Annotated in this window: 18 protein-coding genes; 10 read left to right on the top strand and 8 right to left on the bottom strand. The window is 39.4% G+C overall.

Features of this window, described 5'->3' with window-relative positions:
- Nucleotides 1-364: 364 nt before the first annotated feature.
- The 7 genes from ACH63V_RS07825 to ACH63V_RS07795 all read left to right on the top strand — a co-directional run bounded on the left by ACH63V_RS07825 (nt 365) and on the right by ACH63V_RS07795 (nt 6,720).
- A complete protein-coding gene (locus ACH63V_RS07825) occupies nt 365-1,564 on the top strand; it encodes a TerD family protein (protein WP_396463166.1) in 1,200 nt (399 codons plus the stop codon).
- Between the two features lie 66 nt (nt 1,565-1,630).
- On the top strand, nt 1,631-2,209 hold the full coding sequence (locus ACH63V_RS07820; RefSeq protein WP_396463165.1) for a TerD family protein: 579 nt from the start codon (nt 1,631-1,633) through the stop codon (nt 2,207-2,209).
- 58 nt (nt 2,210-2,267) lie between these two features.
- Entirely contained in the window at nt 2,268-3,335 is a 1,068-nt protein-coding gene (locus ACH63V_RS07815; protein WP_343568678.1) for a DUF475 domain-containing protein, read from the top strand.
- Between the two features lie 83 nt (nt 3,336-3,418).
- The gene (locus ACH63V_RS07810) at nt 3,419-3,994 is read left to right on the top strand and encodes a TerD family protein (protein ID WP_343568680.1); all 576 of its coding nucleotides are present in this window, start codon (nt 3,419-3,421) and stop codon (nt 3,992-3,994) included.
- Between the two features lie 76 nt (nt 3,995-4,070).
- Nucleotides 4,071-5,366 (top strand): VWA domain-containing protein, encoded by a 1,296-nt coding sequence (locus ACH63V_RS07805; RefSeq protein WP_396463164.1) that lies wholly within the window; start codon nt 4,071-4,073, stop codon nt 5,364-5,366.
- Between the two features lie 14 nt (nt 5,367-5,380).
- Nucleotides 5,381-6,094 (top strand): TIGR00266 family protein, encoded by a 714-nt coding sequence (locus tag ACH63V_RS07800; protein ID WP_212511924.1) that lies wholly within the window; start codon nt 5,381-5,383, stop codon nt 6,092-6,094.
- 47 nt (nt 6,095-6,141) lie between these two features.
- A complete protein-coding gene (locus ACH63V_RS07795) occupies nt 6,142-6,720 on the top strand; it encodes a TerD family protein (RefSeq protein ID WP_396463163.1) in 579 nt (192 codons plus the stop codon).
- A gap of 81 nt (nt 6,721-6,801) precedes the next feature.
- Here ACH63V_RS07795 and ACH63V_RS07790 read toward each other — a convergent pair whose 3' ends face one another.
- From ACH63V_RS07790 to ACH63V_RS07780, 3 genes are all read right to left on the bottom strand, one after another.
- On the bottom strand, nt 6,802-7,992 hold the full coding sequence (locus tag ACH63V_RS07790) for an MFS transporter (RefSeq protein ID WP_396463162.1): 1,191 nt from the start codon (nt 7,990-7,992) through the stop codon (nt 6,802-6,804).
- A gap of 18 nt (nt 7,993-8,010) precedes the next feature.
- Nucleotides 8,011-8,418, bottom strand: a complete 408-nt coding sequence (locus tag ACH63V_RS07785) for a RidA family protein (RefSeq protein ID WP_396463161.1) — start codon at nt 8,416-8,418, stop codon at nt 8,011-8,013.
- Between the two features lie 68 nt (nt 8,419-8,486).
- The gene (locus ACH63V_RS07780; protein WP_396463160.1) at nt 8,487-9,413 is read right to left on the bottom strand and encodes a DMT family transporter; all 927 of its coding nucleotides are present in this window, start codon (nt 9,411-9,413) and stop codon (nt 8,487-8,489) included.
- Nucleotides 9,414-9,651: 238 nt separating this feature from the next.
- Here ACH63V_RS07780 and ACH63V_RS07775 point away from each other — a divergent pair, with 238 nt between their 5' ends.
- Genes ACH63V_RS07775 through ACH63V_RS07765 form a run of 3 tightly spaced genes read left to right on the top strand, consistent with a single transcriptional unit; the run spans nt 9,652 to nt 12,572 of the window.
- The gene (locus ACH63V_RS07775) at nt 9,652-10,779 is read left to right on the top strand and encodes a Re/Si-specific NAD(P)(+) transhydrogenase subunit alpha (RefSeq protein WP_396463159.1); all 1,128 of its coding nucleotides are present in this window, start codon (nt 9,652-9,654) and stop codon (nt 10,777-10,779) included.
- Between the two features lie 11 nt (nt 10,780-10,790).
- Nucleotides 10,791-11,105: a proton-translocating transhydrogenase family protein gene (locus ACH63V_RS07770; RefSeq protein ID WP_000230434.1), complete on the top strand. Its 315-nt coding sequence runs from the start codon at nt 10,791-10,793 to the stop codon at nt 11,103-11,105.
- A 12-nt stretch (nt 11,106-11,117) separates the two neighbouring features.
- Nucleotides 11,118-12,572: an NAD(P)(+) transhydrogenase (Re/Si-specific) subunit beta gene (locus tag ACH63V_RS07765; RefSeq protein ID WP_396463158.1), complete on the top strand. Its 1,455-nt coding sequence runs from the start codon at nt 11,118-11,120 to the stop codon at nt 12,570-12,572.
- A gap of 51 nt (nt 12,573-12,623) precedes the next feature.
- Here ACH63V_RS07765 and ACH63V_RS07760 read toward each other — a convergent pair whose 3' ends face one another.
- From ACH63V_RS07760 to ACH63V_RS07740, 5 genes are all read right to left on the bottom strand, one after another.
- Entirely contained in the window at nt 12,624-13,445 is an 822-nt protein-coding gene (locus ACH63V_RS07760; RefSeq protein ID WP_396463157.1) for an SDR family NAD(P)-dependent oxidoreductase, read from the bottom strand.
- Nucleotides 13,446-13,684: 239 nt separating this feature from the next.
- Nucleotides 13,685-14,086, bottom strand: coding sequence for a ribosome silencing factor (gene rsfS / locus ACH63V_RS07755; protein ID WP_001047580.1), 402 nt, complete (start codon nt 14,084-14,086; stop codon nt 13,685-13,687).
- 81 nt (nt 14,087-14,167) lie between these two features.
- On the bottom strand, nt 14,168-14,962 hold the full coding sequence (locus tag ACH63V_RS07750; protein ID WP_396463156.1) for a hydroxypyruvate isomerase family protein: 795 nt from the start codon (nt 14,960-14,962) through the stop codon (nt 14,168-14,170).
- A gap of 16 nt (nt 14,963-14,978) precedes the next feature.
- Nucleotides 14,979-15,845 (bottom strand): NAD(P)-dependent oxidoreductase, encoded by an 867-nt coding sequence (locus tag ACH63V_RS07745; protein WP_396463155.1) that lies wholly within the window; start codon nt 15,843-15,845, stop codon nt 14,979-14,981.
- An 11-nt stretch (nt 15,846-15,856) separates the two neighbouring features.
- Entirely contained in the window at nt 15,857-16,645 is a 789-nt protein-coding gene (locus ACH63V_RS07740; protein WP_016803787.1) for a crotonase/enoyl-CoA hydratase family protein, read from the bottom strand.
- Between the last annotated feature and the right edge of the window lie 49 nt (nt 16,646-16,694).

Raw genomic sequence — 16,694 nt, 5'->3', positions numbered from 1 at the left:
ATCTAAAAAATGCAAAATTTTTATAAATGTACGCAGCATAAATTTAAGTATTTGTGTAATATAAAGACAGTTATGTCTATTTTCTAATTTAAATTTAAGAATTATATGCTTGAGATTGAGTTGCAGTATGGTCTATTGGGGTAAAACATTGATTCAATTAATACAAATTTTAATGATTCATTTGGCTTATTGGATTAATAAAATTGAGTTAAAGCAGACTAAATCATTTTATTCAATATAAATAAGACTGTATTTATCTACCATATAAATATGCTCGGAGGTACATCACATTGTGCTAGGCCAAGCAAATTGTGGAATAGGTAAAAATATTCAGCTAAAAATAAATTAAGACACGGGAAAATCAATGCAACAACTCATTACAGGTGCAAATCTCACTTTGAGCGGCACGCAATTTCATTTGAAAGTTAAAACAATATTACCTTCTGATATAGGCTTGGATGTGACTGCCTATCTATTAAATTCTCAAGGGAAGGTTCGTGGTGATACAGACATGATCTTTTATGGTCAAAAGCAAACACTAAACAAGAGTATAGAGTTAATTGAAACCACAAATGACAGATCTTATGTAGGCCAATTTAATATTAATACACAACTATTAGATCTTGATATTAATAAATTTGCTGTATGTGCTACCGTCGATAGTCAAGGTGCACTTAATACAATTCAAGATATTGAAATTGAATTATGGGAAAAGGGGCAGCTCGCTGCTAAAGCGATTGTAAAAAGTGCTGAAAAAAAAGAAAAAGCACTAATTTTAGGCGAAGTTTATCGTTATCAAGATCAATGGAAATTCCGTTTCGTGAATCAAGGATTTAATGGTGGCCTAAAACCATTATCTGAATATTTTGGGGTTGAAATTAGTGATCAACCTATTATTCCTGTTTTAAATACTCAGCCTAAAACTCCAGCAGTCCCTCAACCCAAAATTAATTTAAATAAAATTACGCTAGATAAGCGTAATAGCCAGATTAGTTTACAAAAACAAGATCAAGACTTTGGTGAAATTAAAATTAATCTCAATTGGAATCAACGTCCTCAGCAGACTCAATCGGGAGGATTCTTTAAAAAGTTACTTAACCAAAATCAGGGAATTGACTTAGATTTAGGCTGTTTATTTGAAATGAAAAATGGCCATAAATCAGTTATTCAAGCCTTGGGTAGTCAATTTGGTGATTTTGATAGTTTTCCATTTATTAAATTATCTGCTGATGACCGTACTGGCGCATTGAAAGAAGGTGAGTGGCTCAGGATTAATGGCAAACAGTGGCAACAAATTCATCGCGTAGTGCTATTTGCTTTTATTTATGAAGGTGTGCCGAATTGGGCGGAAACAGATGCGGTAGTGACAATTTATGTACCTGATCAGCCTCCTATAGAAGTTCGTTTGTCAGAAGGGCAACCCTTAGGTATGTGCGGGATTGTTGAGTTAGTAAATAAAGACGGAAGTATTCAAGTTCAGCGTCATGTACGTTACGTGCGTGGACATCGAGAACTAGACCAAGCATTTGGTTTTGGAATGCGTTGGGTTGCTGGTAGTAAATAAAATTTATCTATTTGTAAGTTTTTAAACTATTGAATTTAAAGTATTCAAACGAGGAGAAAAAATAAAATGGCAATTAGTTTAAATAAAGGTGGAAATTTATCCCTAAGTAAAGCAGATCCTAATTTAGTTAGAGTTTTAATTGGATTGGGTTGGGATGAACGTGCAACTGATGGCGCTGCGTTTGATTTAGATGCGAGTGCATTTTTACTCACAGCTAATGGTAAGGTTCGTGGTGACCATGATTTTATTTTCTATAATCAGCTTAAATCACAAGATGGTGCCGTAGAACATACAGGTGATAATCGTTCTGGACAGGGTGATGGTGATGATGAAACCTTACTAGTAAATCTTGCAAAAGTTGCACCTGAAGTTGAAAAAATAGCAATTACCGTAACGATTCATGATGCGCAAGCAAGAGGTCAAAATTTTGGTCAGATCGCAAATGCATTCATACGAGTAGTAAATCAGGATACAAATGTAGAAGTTGTTCGTTTTGACTTGGCTGAAGATTATTCAACAGAAACAGCAATGGTATTTGGCGAAGTCTATCGTCATAACGGTGAGTGGAAATTTAAAGCTGTAGGTCAAGGTTACTCTGGTGGGCTGGCTGCAATGTGTCAGCAATATGGTATTCAAGTTGGCTAAAATTATCATTTCAATAAATAAATGATGAATACCGTTAAATTTTTATAAAAGGTAAAAAATGAAACATTTTCGTTTCTCAATTTTTTTTAGCATGATCTGTTTGGGATTGGCAGCGTGGTGGGGCTTTACTCATGGGCCAAATGCAGGGTTTTCTATGATGCTTAAAGCATTGTTGATTACTGGTGTATTGGCCGTTATGGAAGTCTCCTTATCTTTTGATAATGCAGTTGTAAATGCTTCAGTATTACAGAACTGGGATGAATTCTGGAAAAAGATTTTTCTTACCGTAGGGATTCTGGTCGCTGTATTTGGTATGCGTTTAATTTTCCCTTTATTAATTGTTGGCGTAACGGCTGACATGGGAATGATTGAAGTTGCTAAGTTAGCGTTAAATGATCCTAAAGCATATTCCGAGAAACTGTTAGCTCACCATGCGGAGATTTCAGCTTTTGGTGGCATGTTCTTGCTTTTGGTATTTTTGAACTTCTTATTTGATGATGGCAAAGATACACATTGGTTCCACTGGTTAGAGGCACACCTATCTAATTTAGCTAACATTCCTGCAATGTCTGTATTTGTATCGCTCATCGCTCTACTTATTATGTCGGCATTTGTACCTGTAGAACAGAAGTTGATTGTGATTGTGGCGGGTATTTGGGGCATTGTTGTATACATCGGTGTTCAAGTAATTGGTCACTTATTGGAAAGTAGTGATGATGAATCAAGTGAAGAGCAAGCATCGGGTAAGTCTACTAATCTGGTTAAAGCGGGTATTGGTGGTTTCCTTTATCTTGAAGTTTTAGATGCTTCATTCAGTTTTGATGGTGTTATTGGTGCATTTGCAATCACAAATGATGTTGTCATTATTATGTTGGGCTTAGCAATAGGTGCAATGTTCGTCCGTTCTATGACTATTTATTTGGTTGAACAAGGTACGCTAGAAGCCTTTATTTATTTAGAACATGGTGCACATTATGCCATAGGGGCATTGGCAGTAATTATGTTGTACACAGGGACAGGTGGACATGTACCAGAGGTTGTAACAGGTTTGATTGGTATCGCATTTATTGCGTGGGCGGTGTTATCGTCGATTTCTTATAGTAAAAATCAAGTACAAACTTCATAAGAATTTTTGAAAAGACCATTTATATGGCTTTTATAAAATAAATGAAACAAACAATGAGTCAAAATTTATAAGGAGTAACTCATATGGCGATTAGTTTAACCAAAGGCGGTAACGTTAGTTTAACCAAAGAAGCACCTGGTATTACCAAAACAACTGTGGGCTTGGGTTGGAACCCGCGTGTGACTGATGGAGCCGCTTTTGATCTTGATGCAATTGCATTTTTAGTTAATGAAAATGGCAAGGTTCGCGCTGATCATGACTTTATTTTCTTTAATAACCTAAAATCATCTGATGGTTCAGTAGTTCACAATGGTGATAACCGTACAGGAGAAGGTACTGGTGATGATGAAACATTAAGCGTGGACTTAGGTAAGGTTCCTGCTGATGTTTCGAAAGTGATCTTCGCTGTAACAATTTATGAGGGACAGGCTCGTAGTCAGAACTTTGGCCAAGTTGCTAATGCGTATATTCGTGTAAGTAACGATGCGGGCGGTAGCGAAATTGCACGCTATGATTTATCTGAAGACAGTAGCACGGAAACGGCTATGATCTTTGGTGAACTTTACAAGCATGGCAGTGAATGGAAATTCCGTGCAATTGGTCAAGGTTTTGCTGGTGGTTTAGGACCTTTAGCTGCATCTTATGGCGTTGCGGTTTAATAGACGTCTGGAAGATAGTGCTTAGGCACTATCTTTTTTTATATTTGTAAGTTATGAAAACAGGCTACTCCTTCATATGTTAAGTCTAGTTCGTGGACAAAAAATAAAATTAACTGATCTCTTACAGGAGCAATCCTCTTTTTATATTCAGGTTCAATATCAAGCGGATTTTGATCTAGATATTGCCGTTTTTGGACTTGATTCACAGTATCGTTTAAATGATGAACGATACATGACATTTTATAATCAACCTGAAACGCCATGTCAGGCTGTAGGTTTGCTTGAAAATAATACTGATTCTAGCCATTTCAAAGTTGATCTTCAAAAACTTCCTTTGAGCATTCATCATTTAGTTTTAACTGCTGCAATTGATGGTCATGCGGTCATGTCTGGTGTACAGAAAATAACTGCCAAAGTAATGAATCTACAAAATCAGCTTATTGCTGAATTAGAACTCAATAGCCAGTTATTTGATCAAGAGCGTGCCACTATGCTTATTGAAATCTATCGTAAAGATGGAGTTTGGCGACTGGCTGCGATTGGACAAGGTTTTAATGATGGTTTAGCTGCATTAATTCGTCATTTCGGTGGCGAGGTCGCAGATGAAGGTGTTGTGCAGAAAGAGTCTACAGGGCAACAATCGAGTGTTGAGCTTAAGAAAAAACTGTCACTGGAAAAAGCAGAGAAAACAGGTAACGCTTCAATTATTGATCTAACTAAAAAATCTCTGGTTCAGTTAGAAAAAAAGAATTTGCTTGGTGTAACAGCAAGAGTTGCACTGGTGCTTGATGCTTCCGGATCAATGGATTGGCAATATCGCCGTGGGGATGTGCAAAAGGTGGTTGATCGTTTGATGCCTTTGGCAATCCATTTTGATGATAACGGAAGTTTTGAATGCTGGGCATTTGCTGCAAAAACGACACAACTAGATGATGTTGTTTTAACGAATGTTAATAATTTTATTAATACAACTCATCAAGGTTGGAAAAATTGGTCGGTTGGAGCACGATACAATGAAGAAATTCCAGCAATTGAAGCTGTAATTAATTATTTTCAAAAATTTAATGATCAAATTCCAACTTATGTTTTGTTTATTTCCGACGGTGGGGTTGGAAGCCATCGGCAAATGAAAAAAATATTATCTCAAGCGGCTACGCTTCCAATTTTTTGGCAATTTGTAGGAATTGGTGGGCGTGATTATGGCGCACTTGAAAAGCTGGATGACCTGTCTGGCCGCATTGTTGATAACTGCAATTTCTTCAATTTAGATCGAATTGATAGTGTATCGGATGAGTACTTATATGAATTGTTATTGCAAGAGTTTCCTCATTGGTTAAATGCTGCTAAGCATCATCGAATTGTTAGAGATTAATAAAGGTTAATAAAATGGCACACTTTAGTTTAGTGGGTTCACCCGAACCATTCTTACATGTTGCAATGCGTCGAGGGGATCGAATTTATTGTGAAAGTAATGCAATGGTTATGATGGAAGATGCTCTGGAGTTAAAGGGACGATTACAAGGTGGCTTAATGCAATCCTTATTACGTCGATTTGCTAATGATGAATCTTTATTCCAGCAACATATCGAAGCTGTACGTGGAGATGGGGACTGCTTATTGTCTGCTTCACTAGATGGTGATATGCAGATTCTTGATGTTGGCGCGACTCAATATATCTTAAGTGATGGTGCATTTGTTGCCGCACACGACTCAGTCGATATCAAAGCAAGATTAAATACTAGTCTTGGAGGAGCTTTCTTTGGCAATACTGGTGGTTTCCTTGTTATGGAAACCAGTGGGCAAGGTCAAGTTGTGGTTTCTGGTTGTGGAACCTTGTTTGAGCTAGAAGTAGAGCCGAATAAAGAGGTTGTTATTGATAACGGGCACGTCGTCTGCTGGGATTCGCGTTTAAATTATCATTTATCTGTTTCAACTTCACAGAATAGTGGTTTCCTTGGCAACTTGGTGAATAGTGTAACTAGTGGTGAAGGCATGGTATTGCGTTTTTCCGGTGCTGGTAAAGTCGTCATTTGCTCAAGAAACCGGAACAATTTTTTACAGTGGTTGATGTCTAAATTAAACCGTCAACAGTCTCATTAAAAAATAAAAGTAATCATTTTTATAGTCCTCATTGGAAGATCCATAATATGGCAATTAATTTAGAAAAAGGTCAGAAAATCAATTTGCAAAAAGCAGATGGTAGTAGCCTTCAACAAGTTTTCTTGGGCGTTGGCTGGGATGTAGTAAAAAGTAAAGGTTTTTTGGGTTTTGGGGGCAGCGGTAATATTGACCTTGATGCTTCAGTCATTTTATTTGATGAAAATAAAAAAATGCTTGATGTTGTCTATTTTGGACAATTACAAAGTAAAGATGGGAGTATTCGTCATTCTGGAGACAATTTAACAGGTGCTGGAAGTGGTGATGATGAAGTGATTCGTGTCAACCTTAATCAAATTCCAGCGCAAGTAAAATCTTTGGTGTTTACTGTTAATAGCTTTCGCGGTCAGAGTTTTGAGAAAGTGGAAAATGCATTCTGTCGTTTGGTTGATCAATCAAACAACCATGAAATTGCAAGTTATAAACTTTCCTCGCAAGGGGCGCATACAGGCCTGATTATTGCAAAAATTTATCGTCATAATGATGCATGGAAAATGCATGCAATTGGTGAAAATGTACATGGACGTACCTTTCAAGATATCGTTCCTTACGTTTTACCTCATATTTAATTTTGTATTTGACTAAGTAGCTTTTCCACCATTGTTCAAAGCAATGGTGGATTATAGAAAGATGATTTTTAACAAGTTACGTTATAGCTGACCCAGCTGCTTTTTTTGTAAGAAAGCATCAATCACATTAAACAAAATGCAAAACACAACGAGTCCAACACCGGCAAGACATGTCATGGTCCATCCGCCATGATTCCAAGCAAAAATTCCTAATGCTGAACCAACTGCGCCACCAATAAAGTAAGTGGTCATATAAATGGCATTAATACGAGATTTAGCATCTGGACGTAAGCGAAAAATAATGCTTTGGTTACTGGTGTGAACGAGCGCGAGTGCCAATTGAATTAATGCAAAACCAATAACATAAGTAGAAAGTAAAGTTTGTCCGAAGTAGAAACAAATCCAGCTTACCAAGAACAGCCCACAACCCATCCAAGTAAGTAATCTTGTGTAGCCTTGATCGGCGTATTTACCAATATAGCGCGTGGATAGTGCACCAAAGATGCCGACTAGAGGGACTAGTCCGATAAATAGATCGGGTAAATGATGTGCCGAGGTAAGAAGTAGAGCAATGGTGGAATACAAAGTACTGACTGCTGCAAAGGCAAAAGCACCCGTAAGCGCTCTTAATAATAATCGCTTTTCTTGCTTTAAAAGCTGAGCCATGGAAACAAAGATTTGTCCATAGTTCATTTTCATACGCAAGACATAAGGCAAGCGGCTTTTTAAAGTAAATGCCAATAGAAGCATTAATACACCGCTTACCACATAAACCACTTTCCAGTGGAAAAGATTGGAAAATAAACCTGCCAGACTGGTAGAGAGTAAAATCCCGACCAATAATCCACTCATTAAAAAGCCAATAATCTCGCCTGTTTTTTCAGGTTTGACTGTCATAGTTGCAAGTGGAATAAGCACTTGAGCTGCAACAGAAAACAAGCCTGCTAAAATTGTACCAATCCAGAGCATGGGCAAGTTAACAGCAAACGCAGAAGTAAATAGACCAACTGCACAAAGCACCATCAAAAATGGAATAGCCTTGGCTTTATTGACGATATCACCCATCGGAACAATAAAGAGTAAACCGAGGGCATACGACACCTGAGCAAATGTCACTGTTAAAGCAGCTTGTGCTTGCGTTACAGCAAACTCTTGCTGAATAGAGTGAATTAGAGGCTGACAGTAATAATTCACACCTGCACATAAGCCACATGCTGCTGCCATCAACCAAAGCAAAGGTTTATTTTGACTGATATCTTCAGGGGTAGACATGATGTTCTCTCAGTTTTATTAGGTATATGCCGTTGCTTCAACTTCAATAAGCATGCGTTCTAATGCAAGGCGTGGCACAGGAATGAGCGTGCAGGCTGGAAAAGGATGATTTTTCCATAAATTTTGCATGATTTTAATTAAAATTTGGTGTTTTTCATCTGAGTGGTCAACAATTAAAACTCTTAAAACAGCAATATCTGAGATTTGTGCGTTTGCTGCAGTTAAGGCATGTTGAATGTTATTAAAAACTTGAGTGGCTTGTTCTTGAAAGAGTGGGCTGAGTTCGCCGTTTGAATCTTCACCGCCTTGACCAGCTACATGAATAATATTCTTAAAATTTTGGACTACTGCAACATGACTATAACCATTTGGGGTTGGGTTATATAAAGATGATGGATTTATGATTTTAAAAGCTTCTTTATTCATTGGAATTCGAACGTTCATTAAAAGTTAGATGAGTATCCAACCTCAACTTAAGTTGAGGTCAAGAAGATTTAATGTTTTAGTCTTTTCTTTCTAAGTGTAATCATCATTACACCTACAATATTGAGTAGGCAGCCCACCCATTGCCACATATTGAGATGTTCATTTAAGAAGACAACGGCAAGTAAAATCGTTAGAACTGGTCCAATTGAAGCAATCATTGCAGATTGTGATGCACCAAGACGCTCAATGCTTTGTATGAGCATAACAGTGGGTAACACGGTGACTAAAAAGCCTAAGCCGACTCCATACCAAATGACGCTTGAGGGGAGCTGTAATATCAGTTCCATAGGATGAGGTGTGCTCAAAGCGTAATGTGTTAATGCACCAATACAGGCAATAGTTAGTGCTAAGCCTGTGAAATTCCAAGAACCAAATTTTTTAATTAATGGCGGAGTTAGCAGTAAATAGCCTGCAAAAGCTACCGCACTTGCAAATACGAAACTTGTTCCTAACCAGAAATTGCCCTGAATTGGTGCATTGTTATGTTCTTGAAGCATTACTAGCACCGTTCCACCATAACTAAGGAAAATGGCGAATAAACTTTTTACATCTAATTTTTGTTTGTAGAGCAGGCTTGAAGCAATCACGGTAAGTGTGGGATATAAAAATAGGATAATTCGCTCTAAAGAGGCACTAATAAACATGAGACCCATGAAATCGAGCCAGCTGGCGAAGTAGTAGCCTAATAGACCGGCAAAAATTAAAATTAGCCAATCCTTCTTTTTTATGCCCTGATTATGATGCCTATTGAACCAGCAAATTAATAGAAAGAACGGTAAAGCGCTTAACATACGTAAAGCCATCAGGACTGTACCGTCTACTAATGGAGAAAGGGCATAAGTTTGTTTAATAAAGATTGCTTTTATGCTGAATAGAAAAGCAGAGCAAAGCGCAAAAAAAGACCCAATTTGAGACGACGATAAAGAAATTTTCATATACAGGACTGTATAAGAGAGACTATTGTCTGCAAAAAAAGAAAAATCTTCCTATATTACACCTCAAGTCAAATATCGTGAATCATCAGTTCAAAATATGGGTATTTATTAAATAAATAGTGGGTGGTATTTTCAAAAAGTTCAATTAGAATCCAAATTCTGTACAAAGAATACACATGGGGGAAACATTGCGGGTTGCAATGTTTTTGACAATGAGAAATTAGCTTGAGGAACGCTCATGCAGATCGGAATCCCAACCGAAACTGTCGTCGGTGAAAATCGTGTAGCTGCTACGCCAGAGACAGTAAAGAAGTTGATTAGCGCTGGTCATAGCGTTGTGATTGAACGTGGTGCTGGTGTAAAGGCTGCGTACATTGACAGTGCTTATGAACAGGTCGGTGCAACCATTACGGATGATGCCTATACGGGTAGTCAAATTATTTTGAAAGTTCGTGCGCCACAAGGCGGGGAAATTCAAAAACTTGCAGCAAATACAGCTGTTGTAGCAATGTTTGATCCTTATCGTAATACCGAGCTAGATCAGTTTGCGAATCAGCAAGTATCTGCTTTTGCTCTGGAATTGCTTCCTCGTACGCTTTCTCGTGCACAAAACATGGATGTGTTGTCTTCTCAGGCGAACTTGGCTGGTTATAAATCAGTTTTGCTTGCAGCGGCTGAATATCAACGCATGTTCCCAATGCTTATGACTGCTGCAGGTACTGTAAAACCTGCACGTGTTGTGATTATGGGTGTTGGGGTTGCGGGTCTTCAAGCGATTGCTACTGCAAAACGTTTGGGTGCAATTGTTGAAGCAACTGACTTGCGTCCTACAGCTAAAGATCAGGTTGAGTCTTTAGGTGGTAAGTGGTTAGACGTACCAATGTCTGAAGAAGAACAGCAACGTGCAGCAGATGCAGCAAAAAATGGTTATGGCTGGATGCCAGGTGAGCAATACATCAAAGACCAAGCTGCGATTGTAGATAAAGCTGTGTCGAATGCCGATATCGTGATTACAACAGCATTGTTGCCGGGTCGTGATGCACCGCGTCTGATTAAAGCTGAAACTGTTGCCAAGATGAAACCGGGTTCTGTCATTTTAGATATGGCGGTTGAAACTGGCGGTAACGTTGAAGGTTCTAAAGTTGGCGAGACTGTGTTTACAGAAAATGGTGTGAAAGTTTTGGGTATTCCAAATATTCCAGCCACTGTTGCGACAGAAGCTTCTGCATTATATGCACGTAACGTTTTTAATTTCGTAGAGACTTTATTCGACAAAGAGAAAAACTTTGCGATTAATCAAGAAGACGAAATCCAAAAAGCCCTATTGGTCACTCATGGCGGTCAAGTGCTGCTTAAGCGTGGTTAAGGAGATCTCTCATGGTTGAAACTATTACAATTTTCGTCCTTGCCATCTTCGTAGGTTATTACGTTGTTTGGGGTGTTACACCAGCTTTGCACACGCCACTTATGGCGGTAACCAATGCATTGTCATCAATTATTGTCGTTGGTGCGATGTTGCAAACTGTAGGTCTACCTGTTTTAGGTGTAGATGCGAATGTTGCATTTCAAAGTGTGAATGTGGTGAGTGTACTCGGTGCAATTGCAGTATTTTTAGCAAGCATTAATATTTTCGGTGGCTTCGCAGTAACTGCGCGCATGCTGGAAATGTTCAAGCCTAAGCAAAAGAAATAAGAGGGCTTTGACATGGAATTTATTCAAGCAAATGCAAACTGGTTGTACCTTGTAGGCGCAATCCTCTTTATCTTGACGCTTCGTGGCTTGTCTGGCCCTAAAACAGCAATTCAAGGTAACCGTTACGGTATGATCGCAATGGCGATTGCAGTTGTGACAACCTTCTTTGTTGCCAACAACCCAGTCATCTGGATGATTGGTGGGGCAATGGTGCTTGGCGCGATTGTGGGTATTGCACGTGCACGTACTGTACCAATGACACAAATGCCTGAAACTGTTGCGCTTATGCACTCTTTGGTTGGTTTAGCTGCTGTTTTAATTGCAATAGCTGCAATTTTACATAACAACCAATTAACTGCACTGTTTGCTCAAAATGAGGCGGCTTTGACTGCAGCTGGCGTACAACATGCACATATGAGCAAGGTTCATCTATTTGAATTGTTTGTGGGGTGTTTCGTTGGTGCGATTACCTTTACTGCATCTGTATTCGCATATGGTAAATTGGCTGCGAAAAAATGGGCTAAAACAATTTCTGGTGCATGGGTTAAACCTGTTCAAGCACTTATCTTTGTTGCGATGTTGGCTTGTGGTTTCTACTTCTTCACAACTGGCAACATGACTGCTTTCTGGGCAATGACAGCACTTGCACTTGCATTTGGCTGGGTATGGATTGCACCGGTAGGTGGTGGTGACATGCCTGTGGTGGTGTCGCTTCTTAACTCGTTCTCTGGTTGGGCAGCAGCAGGTATTGGTTTTACATTAGAAAACAACATGTTGATCGTTGCGGGTTCTCTCGTAGGTTCATCTGGTGCCATTCTGTCTTACATCATGTGTAAAGCAATGAACCGTTCAATCATCAATGTATTGTTTGGTGGTGCAATGGGTGGTGCGGCAGTTTCGACAGCTGCTAAAGGTGAGCAAGTTCAGCGTAACTACCGTTCGGGTTCTGCTGATGATGCTGGCTTCTTGATGTCAAATGCAGACAGCGTTGTAATTGTACCGGGTTATGGTATGGCGCAAGGCCGTGCACAAAATGCTGTGAAAGAGTTGTGTGAAATTCTAAAAGAGCAAGGTGTTCGTGTTCGTTTCGCAATTCACCCGGTTGCAGGTCGTATGCCTGGTCATATGAACGTGTTGCTTGCTGAGGCAGACGTAGCATATGAAGACATCTTGGAAATGGATGAGATTAACTCAGACTTCCCAGCAACTGACGTAGTACTTGTCATTGGTGCAAACGACGTTGTAAACCCAGCTGCAAAAGATGATCCTAGCTCGCCGATTTATGGTATGCCGATTCTTGAAGCTCATAAAGCACGTACAATCATGGTGATTAAGCGTTCTATGGCAACAGGTTATGCAGGTCTTGATAATGACTTGTTCTATAACGAAAAAACAATGATGATCTTTGGTGATGCTAAGAAAGTTGTTGAAGATATGACTAAAGCAATTAATGGTACAGGCCACTAAGATGCTTTGAAATAAAAAACCACCTTCGGGTGGTTTTTTGCTTTTTGGGATTTAAAGAAACTTTTCTACTAAGTCCATTGATTGTTGGTAGAGGTCGCGTGCCAGTTGCTGGTTTTTTGCATGTGAAGATTTCCAGTCAGGCATATGCGCACTGACATATTCGCCGTTTCGGTTTTGCCATGAGTCTCCAATCGCCATCTCTGTGATGAGCTTTGCCGGAACTGAAGTTGGCACTAATCCTACTTTCATGGCTGCATAAACCGGTTTTGGTAAATCACGATAAATATCAGAAGCAACACCGCCAGGGTGTAATGCATTATTAGTAATTGAACTACCAGCTAGTTGTTCAGCTAATACATTGCTGAATAGTAAGTTTGCAAGCTTGGATTGCCCATAATAGAACAGGGGGTTGTAAAAACCTTCTGCACGAAATTTATTAGGTTTAATTGAACCAACCCAGTGGGCAATAGATGCAAGGTGAACAATGCGTGCTTTAGGTGACTGTTTTAAAGCTGGAAGTAACTTTTGAGTGAGTAAAAAATGCCCTAAATAATTAACGCCAAATTGTTGTTCGAAACCATCTGCTGTGAGCTGTTTTCTTTTTGCAAATAGCCCGGCATTATTAATGAGTACATCAAGATTGCCGTATTTATCTGCAATTTCATCAGCAGCTTTTCTGGTTAACTCAAGACTGTTTAGATCAAGAGAAACGATATCAACTTGTCCTTGGTTGAGTGAGCGTAGTTTGTTTTGTGCCTCTTGTGCTTTTTGGTGATTTCGACACGCCAAAATCACATGTTGCCCTTGTTTTACAAGTTGTTCGGCTGTGGCAAAGCCAATCCCTGTGTTGGCGCCTGTAATGAGTATCTTCACTTTTTAGTGCTCCAGTTATGCTATTTATTGATGAGACTTTAAGAGTGGTTATAGTGCTGTAATTCTGACAATTTGTCATGTCAAATTTAAGTAAGGCTGATGACTAGCTTGTAAGTGTTGTTAAAGCTTTGATAGAAATGTCTGAGGCTGTAAGAGATAGTTTGTCTAAATAAAAATTTTGGTTGGTTATATAAACAAAAAGCGGCTCAAAAGAGCCGCTTTTTTTAAAAGCAAAAATTTTATGCGACTGACTCTGGGGCAGTACGCCATAAGCTTTCTAAATCATAGAATTTACGGGCAGTTGGTAGCATCACGTGTACTACAACAAAACCAAGATCAATTAAGATCCATTCGGCATCTCGTTCGCCTTCAACGCCAATCGGGCGGAAACCAGCTTTTCGAGCTTCTTCTGCAACATTGTCAGCAAGAGCTTTGACGTGACGAGTAGAAGTACCACTCGCGATGACAATAGCATCCGCAACGTTGCTAATAGAACTAACATCTAACTGTAGAATATCTTTTGCTTTTACATCAACTAAAGCGTCATGGACGACTTTGAGACAAGCTTGTACGTCTTTATTTGAGGTGTTCATTGCGAAATCGTGAGAATTAGACACGCTGGGCGATGGTTCTAAATTCATATAGGGTATATTTTCCTGACAATTACTCACTATCTAATATAGTGGTTTTCGCGCTAAATTTCAAACAAAACTAGTAACAGTTTATATATTTACATCATCGGAAAAATATTTATTTTTCCAAGTAAATGACTGATTTGACCCGTTTTTAGGTTTGTATTCTGCCGCAATGTAGCCTTCGTAAGCACTTTGCTTAATCCAAGAAAAAATTTGTTCATAAGGAATTTGAGCTGTGTCGGGTTCATGGCGTCCCGGACAATCTGCAAACTGAATATGGCCAATCTGGTGAATATTTTCTTGTAAACCTTCAAGTACATCTTCACCCATCATTGCCATGTGGTAACAGTCATACTGCATTTTTAAGGCTGGGTGATTGACTGCTTCGAGCATTTCTTGGGCTTGGGCAATGTTCTGTACTAAAAAGCGTGGCATATCTGTGCCATTAATCATTTCAAATACAGGTTCAATGCCCTGTTCTGTAAGTAAATGGCAGGCCAATTTTAAATTGCTTGCGAGTGTTTTAAGGCAAGGGAGTAGGTCTGAATCTTGAGGCTGTTTACCTGCCAAAATATTAACACGAGGTACTTTTAAGGCAGTGGCATAGCGAATAGCTAACTCTAGTGCTTCACGAAATGCTTTTTCTTGACCAGGTATACCTGCCAAACCATTTCCACCTTGCATAAGGTCGCCAGCAGGAACATTAATTAAGCATAAACTTAGGTTGTAACGTTCAAGTTGGTCTTGAATATCAGAAATGGAAAGTTCGTATGGGAACTGGATTTCTACATGTTCAAAGCCCTCTGCGTGGGCTAATGCAAAGCGTTCAATTAAAGAAACTTCGGTAAAAATCATGGATAAGTTAACGGCAAGACGACCCATATACAAACTCCGTTTATTATTGCTCTACTACTTGAATCATAGTAGCTAAATCTTTCTCAGCAAAGCCATTTTTTTGGTGAGTTTGTAGCTGTAATAGAGCTTTTTGTGCAACGGGGATGTCTAAATTAACATTGTTAGCCAAAGTTACTGCGTTGTTAAGGTCTTTCGATAATGTTTGAACTTTCCACTGAACAGGCTCGAAAGTATGTGTAGCCATACGTGGTGCAAGTATTTGAAAAGGCTTTGAGTCAGCAAATCCACCTGCTAGGGCTGGGGCGAGTAATGTTGTGTCTACACCTGCGCGGTCTGCTAATGCTACAGCTTCGGCAATAAGAGCACTGTTTGCTGCCACAATCAGTTGATTGCAAATTTTAGTGGCTTGCCCCGTACCTGTATCGCCCATACGTGTTACACGTTGAGAAAGTACATTATAAACAGGACTTAAAGCTTCAATAGTTTGAGCATCTCCACCTGCAAAAATGACAAGTGTACCTTGTTCGGCACCAGCGGTTCCCCCCGAAACAGGAGAGTCAATCCATGTCGTATGTTGTGACGCGGCAGCCTGAGCAAGTGCTTTGGTTGCAGCAACGGACAGGCTTGAAAAATCGACAATAACTTGATTTGCTTTTAAATGAGGCTGGATTTGTTCAAATACGGCTTGCACAGCTTTATCGTCAGCTAAACAAGTTAAAACTATAGGGTATTGTCCGATGTTTGAAAGATCGAGAGCGTGTGCGCCAATATCGATAAGTTCTTCACAAGCAGATGCTGTTCTGTTCCAGACAGCAACTTGAAAACCTGCTTGAATAAGACGGCTAGCCATGCGGCTTCCCATAAGCCCTATACCTAAAAAGGCAATAGGTGTATTACGATCAAAATTCATCTTCAAAGCTCTTATCTATATTGGCGTGGTAAAAATTTAACTTCCGGATGTTTATCTTTTTTACGAGCAAGTTTGCTATTTTTACCAAGTAATAATTTAAGTTGCCAGATTTTTTCTAGGCGCAATGATTTTTCTGGTTGATGCTCCATTGCATCTAATACGCGTTTTGCGGCAGTTAAGGCATCTGGTGAGCGTTGCAGCATTTCTGAGGCAATCGCATTCGCTTTTTCTAATGGATTTTCACTTAAGTGAGTTACAAGGCCAATATCTTTTGCATAGTTTCCGTCAAATACACGGGCAGTTAAGGTGAGTTCTTTGGCAAGGTCAACACCTATTAAACCTTTAAGTGAGCGGGTAAGTCCCATGTCGGGTACTAAACCCCAGCGACTTTCCATAATCGACATTTTAGTCTCTGGGTGAGCAATACGGATATCGGCAGCCAGCGCAAGTTGCATGCCCGCACCGAAGCAATAACCTTCAAGTGCTGCAATCACAGGTACAGGTAAGTTCTGCCAAATCAGAAACGCTTTTTGGAAAAGGCTTTGTCCCGGCTTTACAAGTTCCCAAATCGCAAATGCGGAGTTTTTAGGATTGTTAAGGTCAGATAAATCAATACCAGCACTAAATACTTGTGCTTCACCAGTTAAAATTACACAGCGGATATCTCGGTCTTTCTGTATGGCTTTAGCCGTTGAAACGAGTTCTTTAAGGAGGGCAAAACTCATGGCATTACGTTTATCGGGACGGTTTAGATAAACTGTCGCAATGCCATTATTCTTTTCTATACGTAAAAGTGCCATGAAATTCCCGCTTATTTTTTTATCGATAAGCGGAGCATAACATGGCTTG

The sequence above is a fragment of the Acinetobacter sp. ABJ-A23_2 genome (genome assembly GCF_044538765.1).
Classification (GTDB): Bacteria; Pseudomonadota; Gammaproteobacteria; order Pseudomonadales; family Moraxellaceae; genus Acinetobacter; species Acinetobacter nosocomialis_A.
Note: the sequence above shows the minus strand (reverse complement) of the source record. Positions and strands in the feature narration are given on the sequence as shown.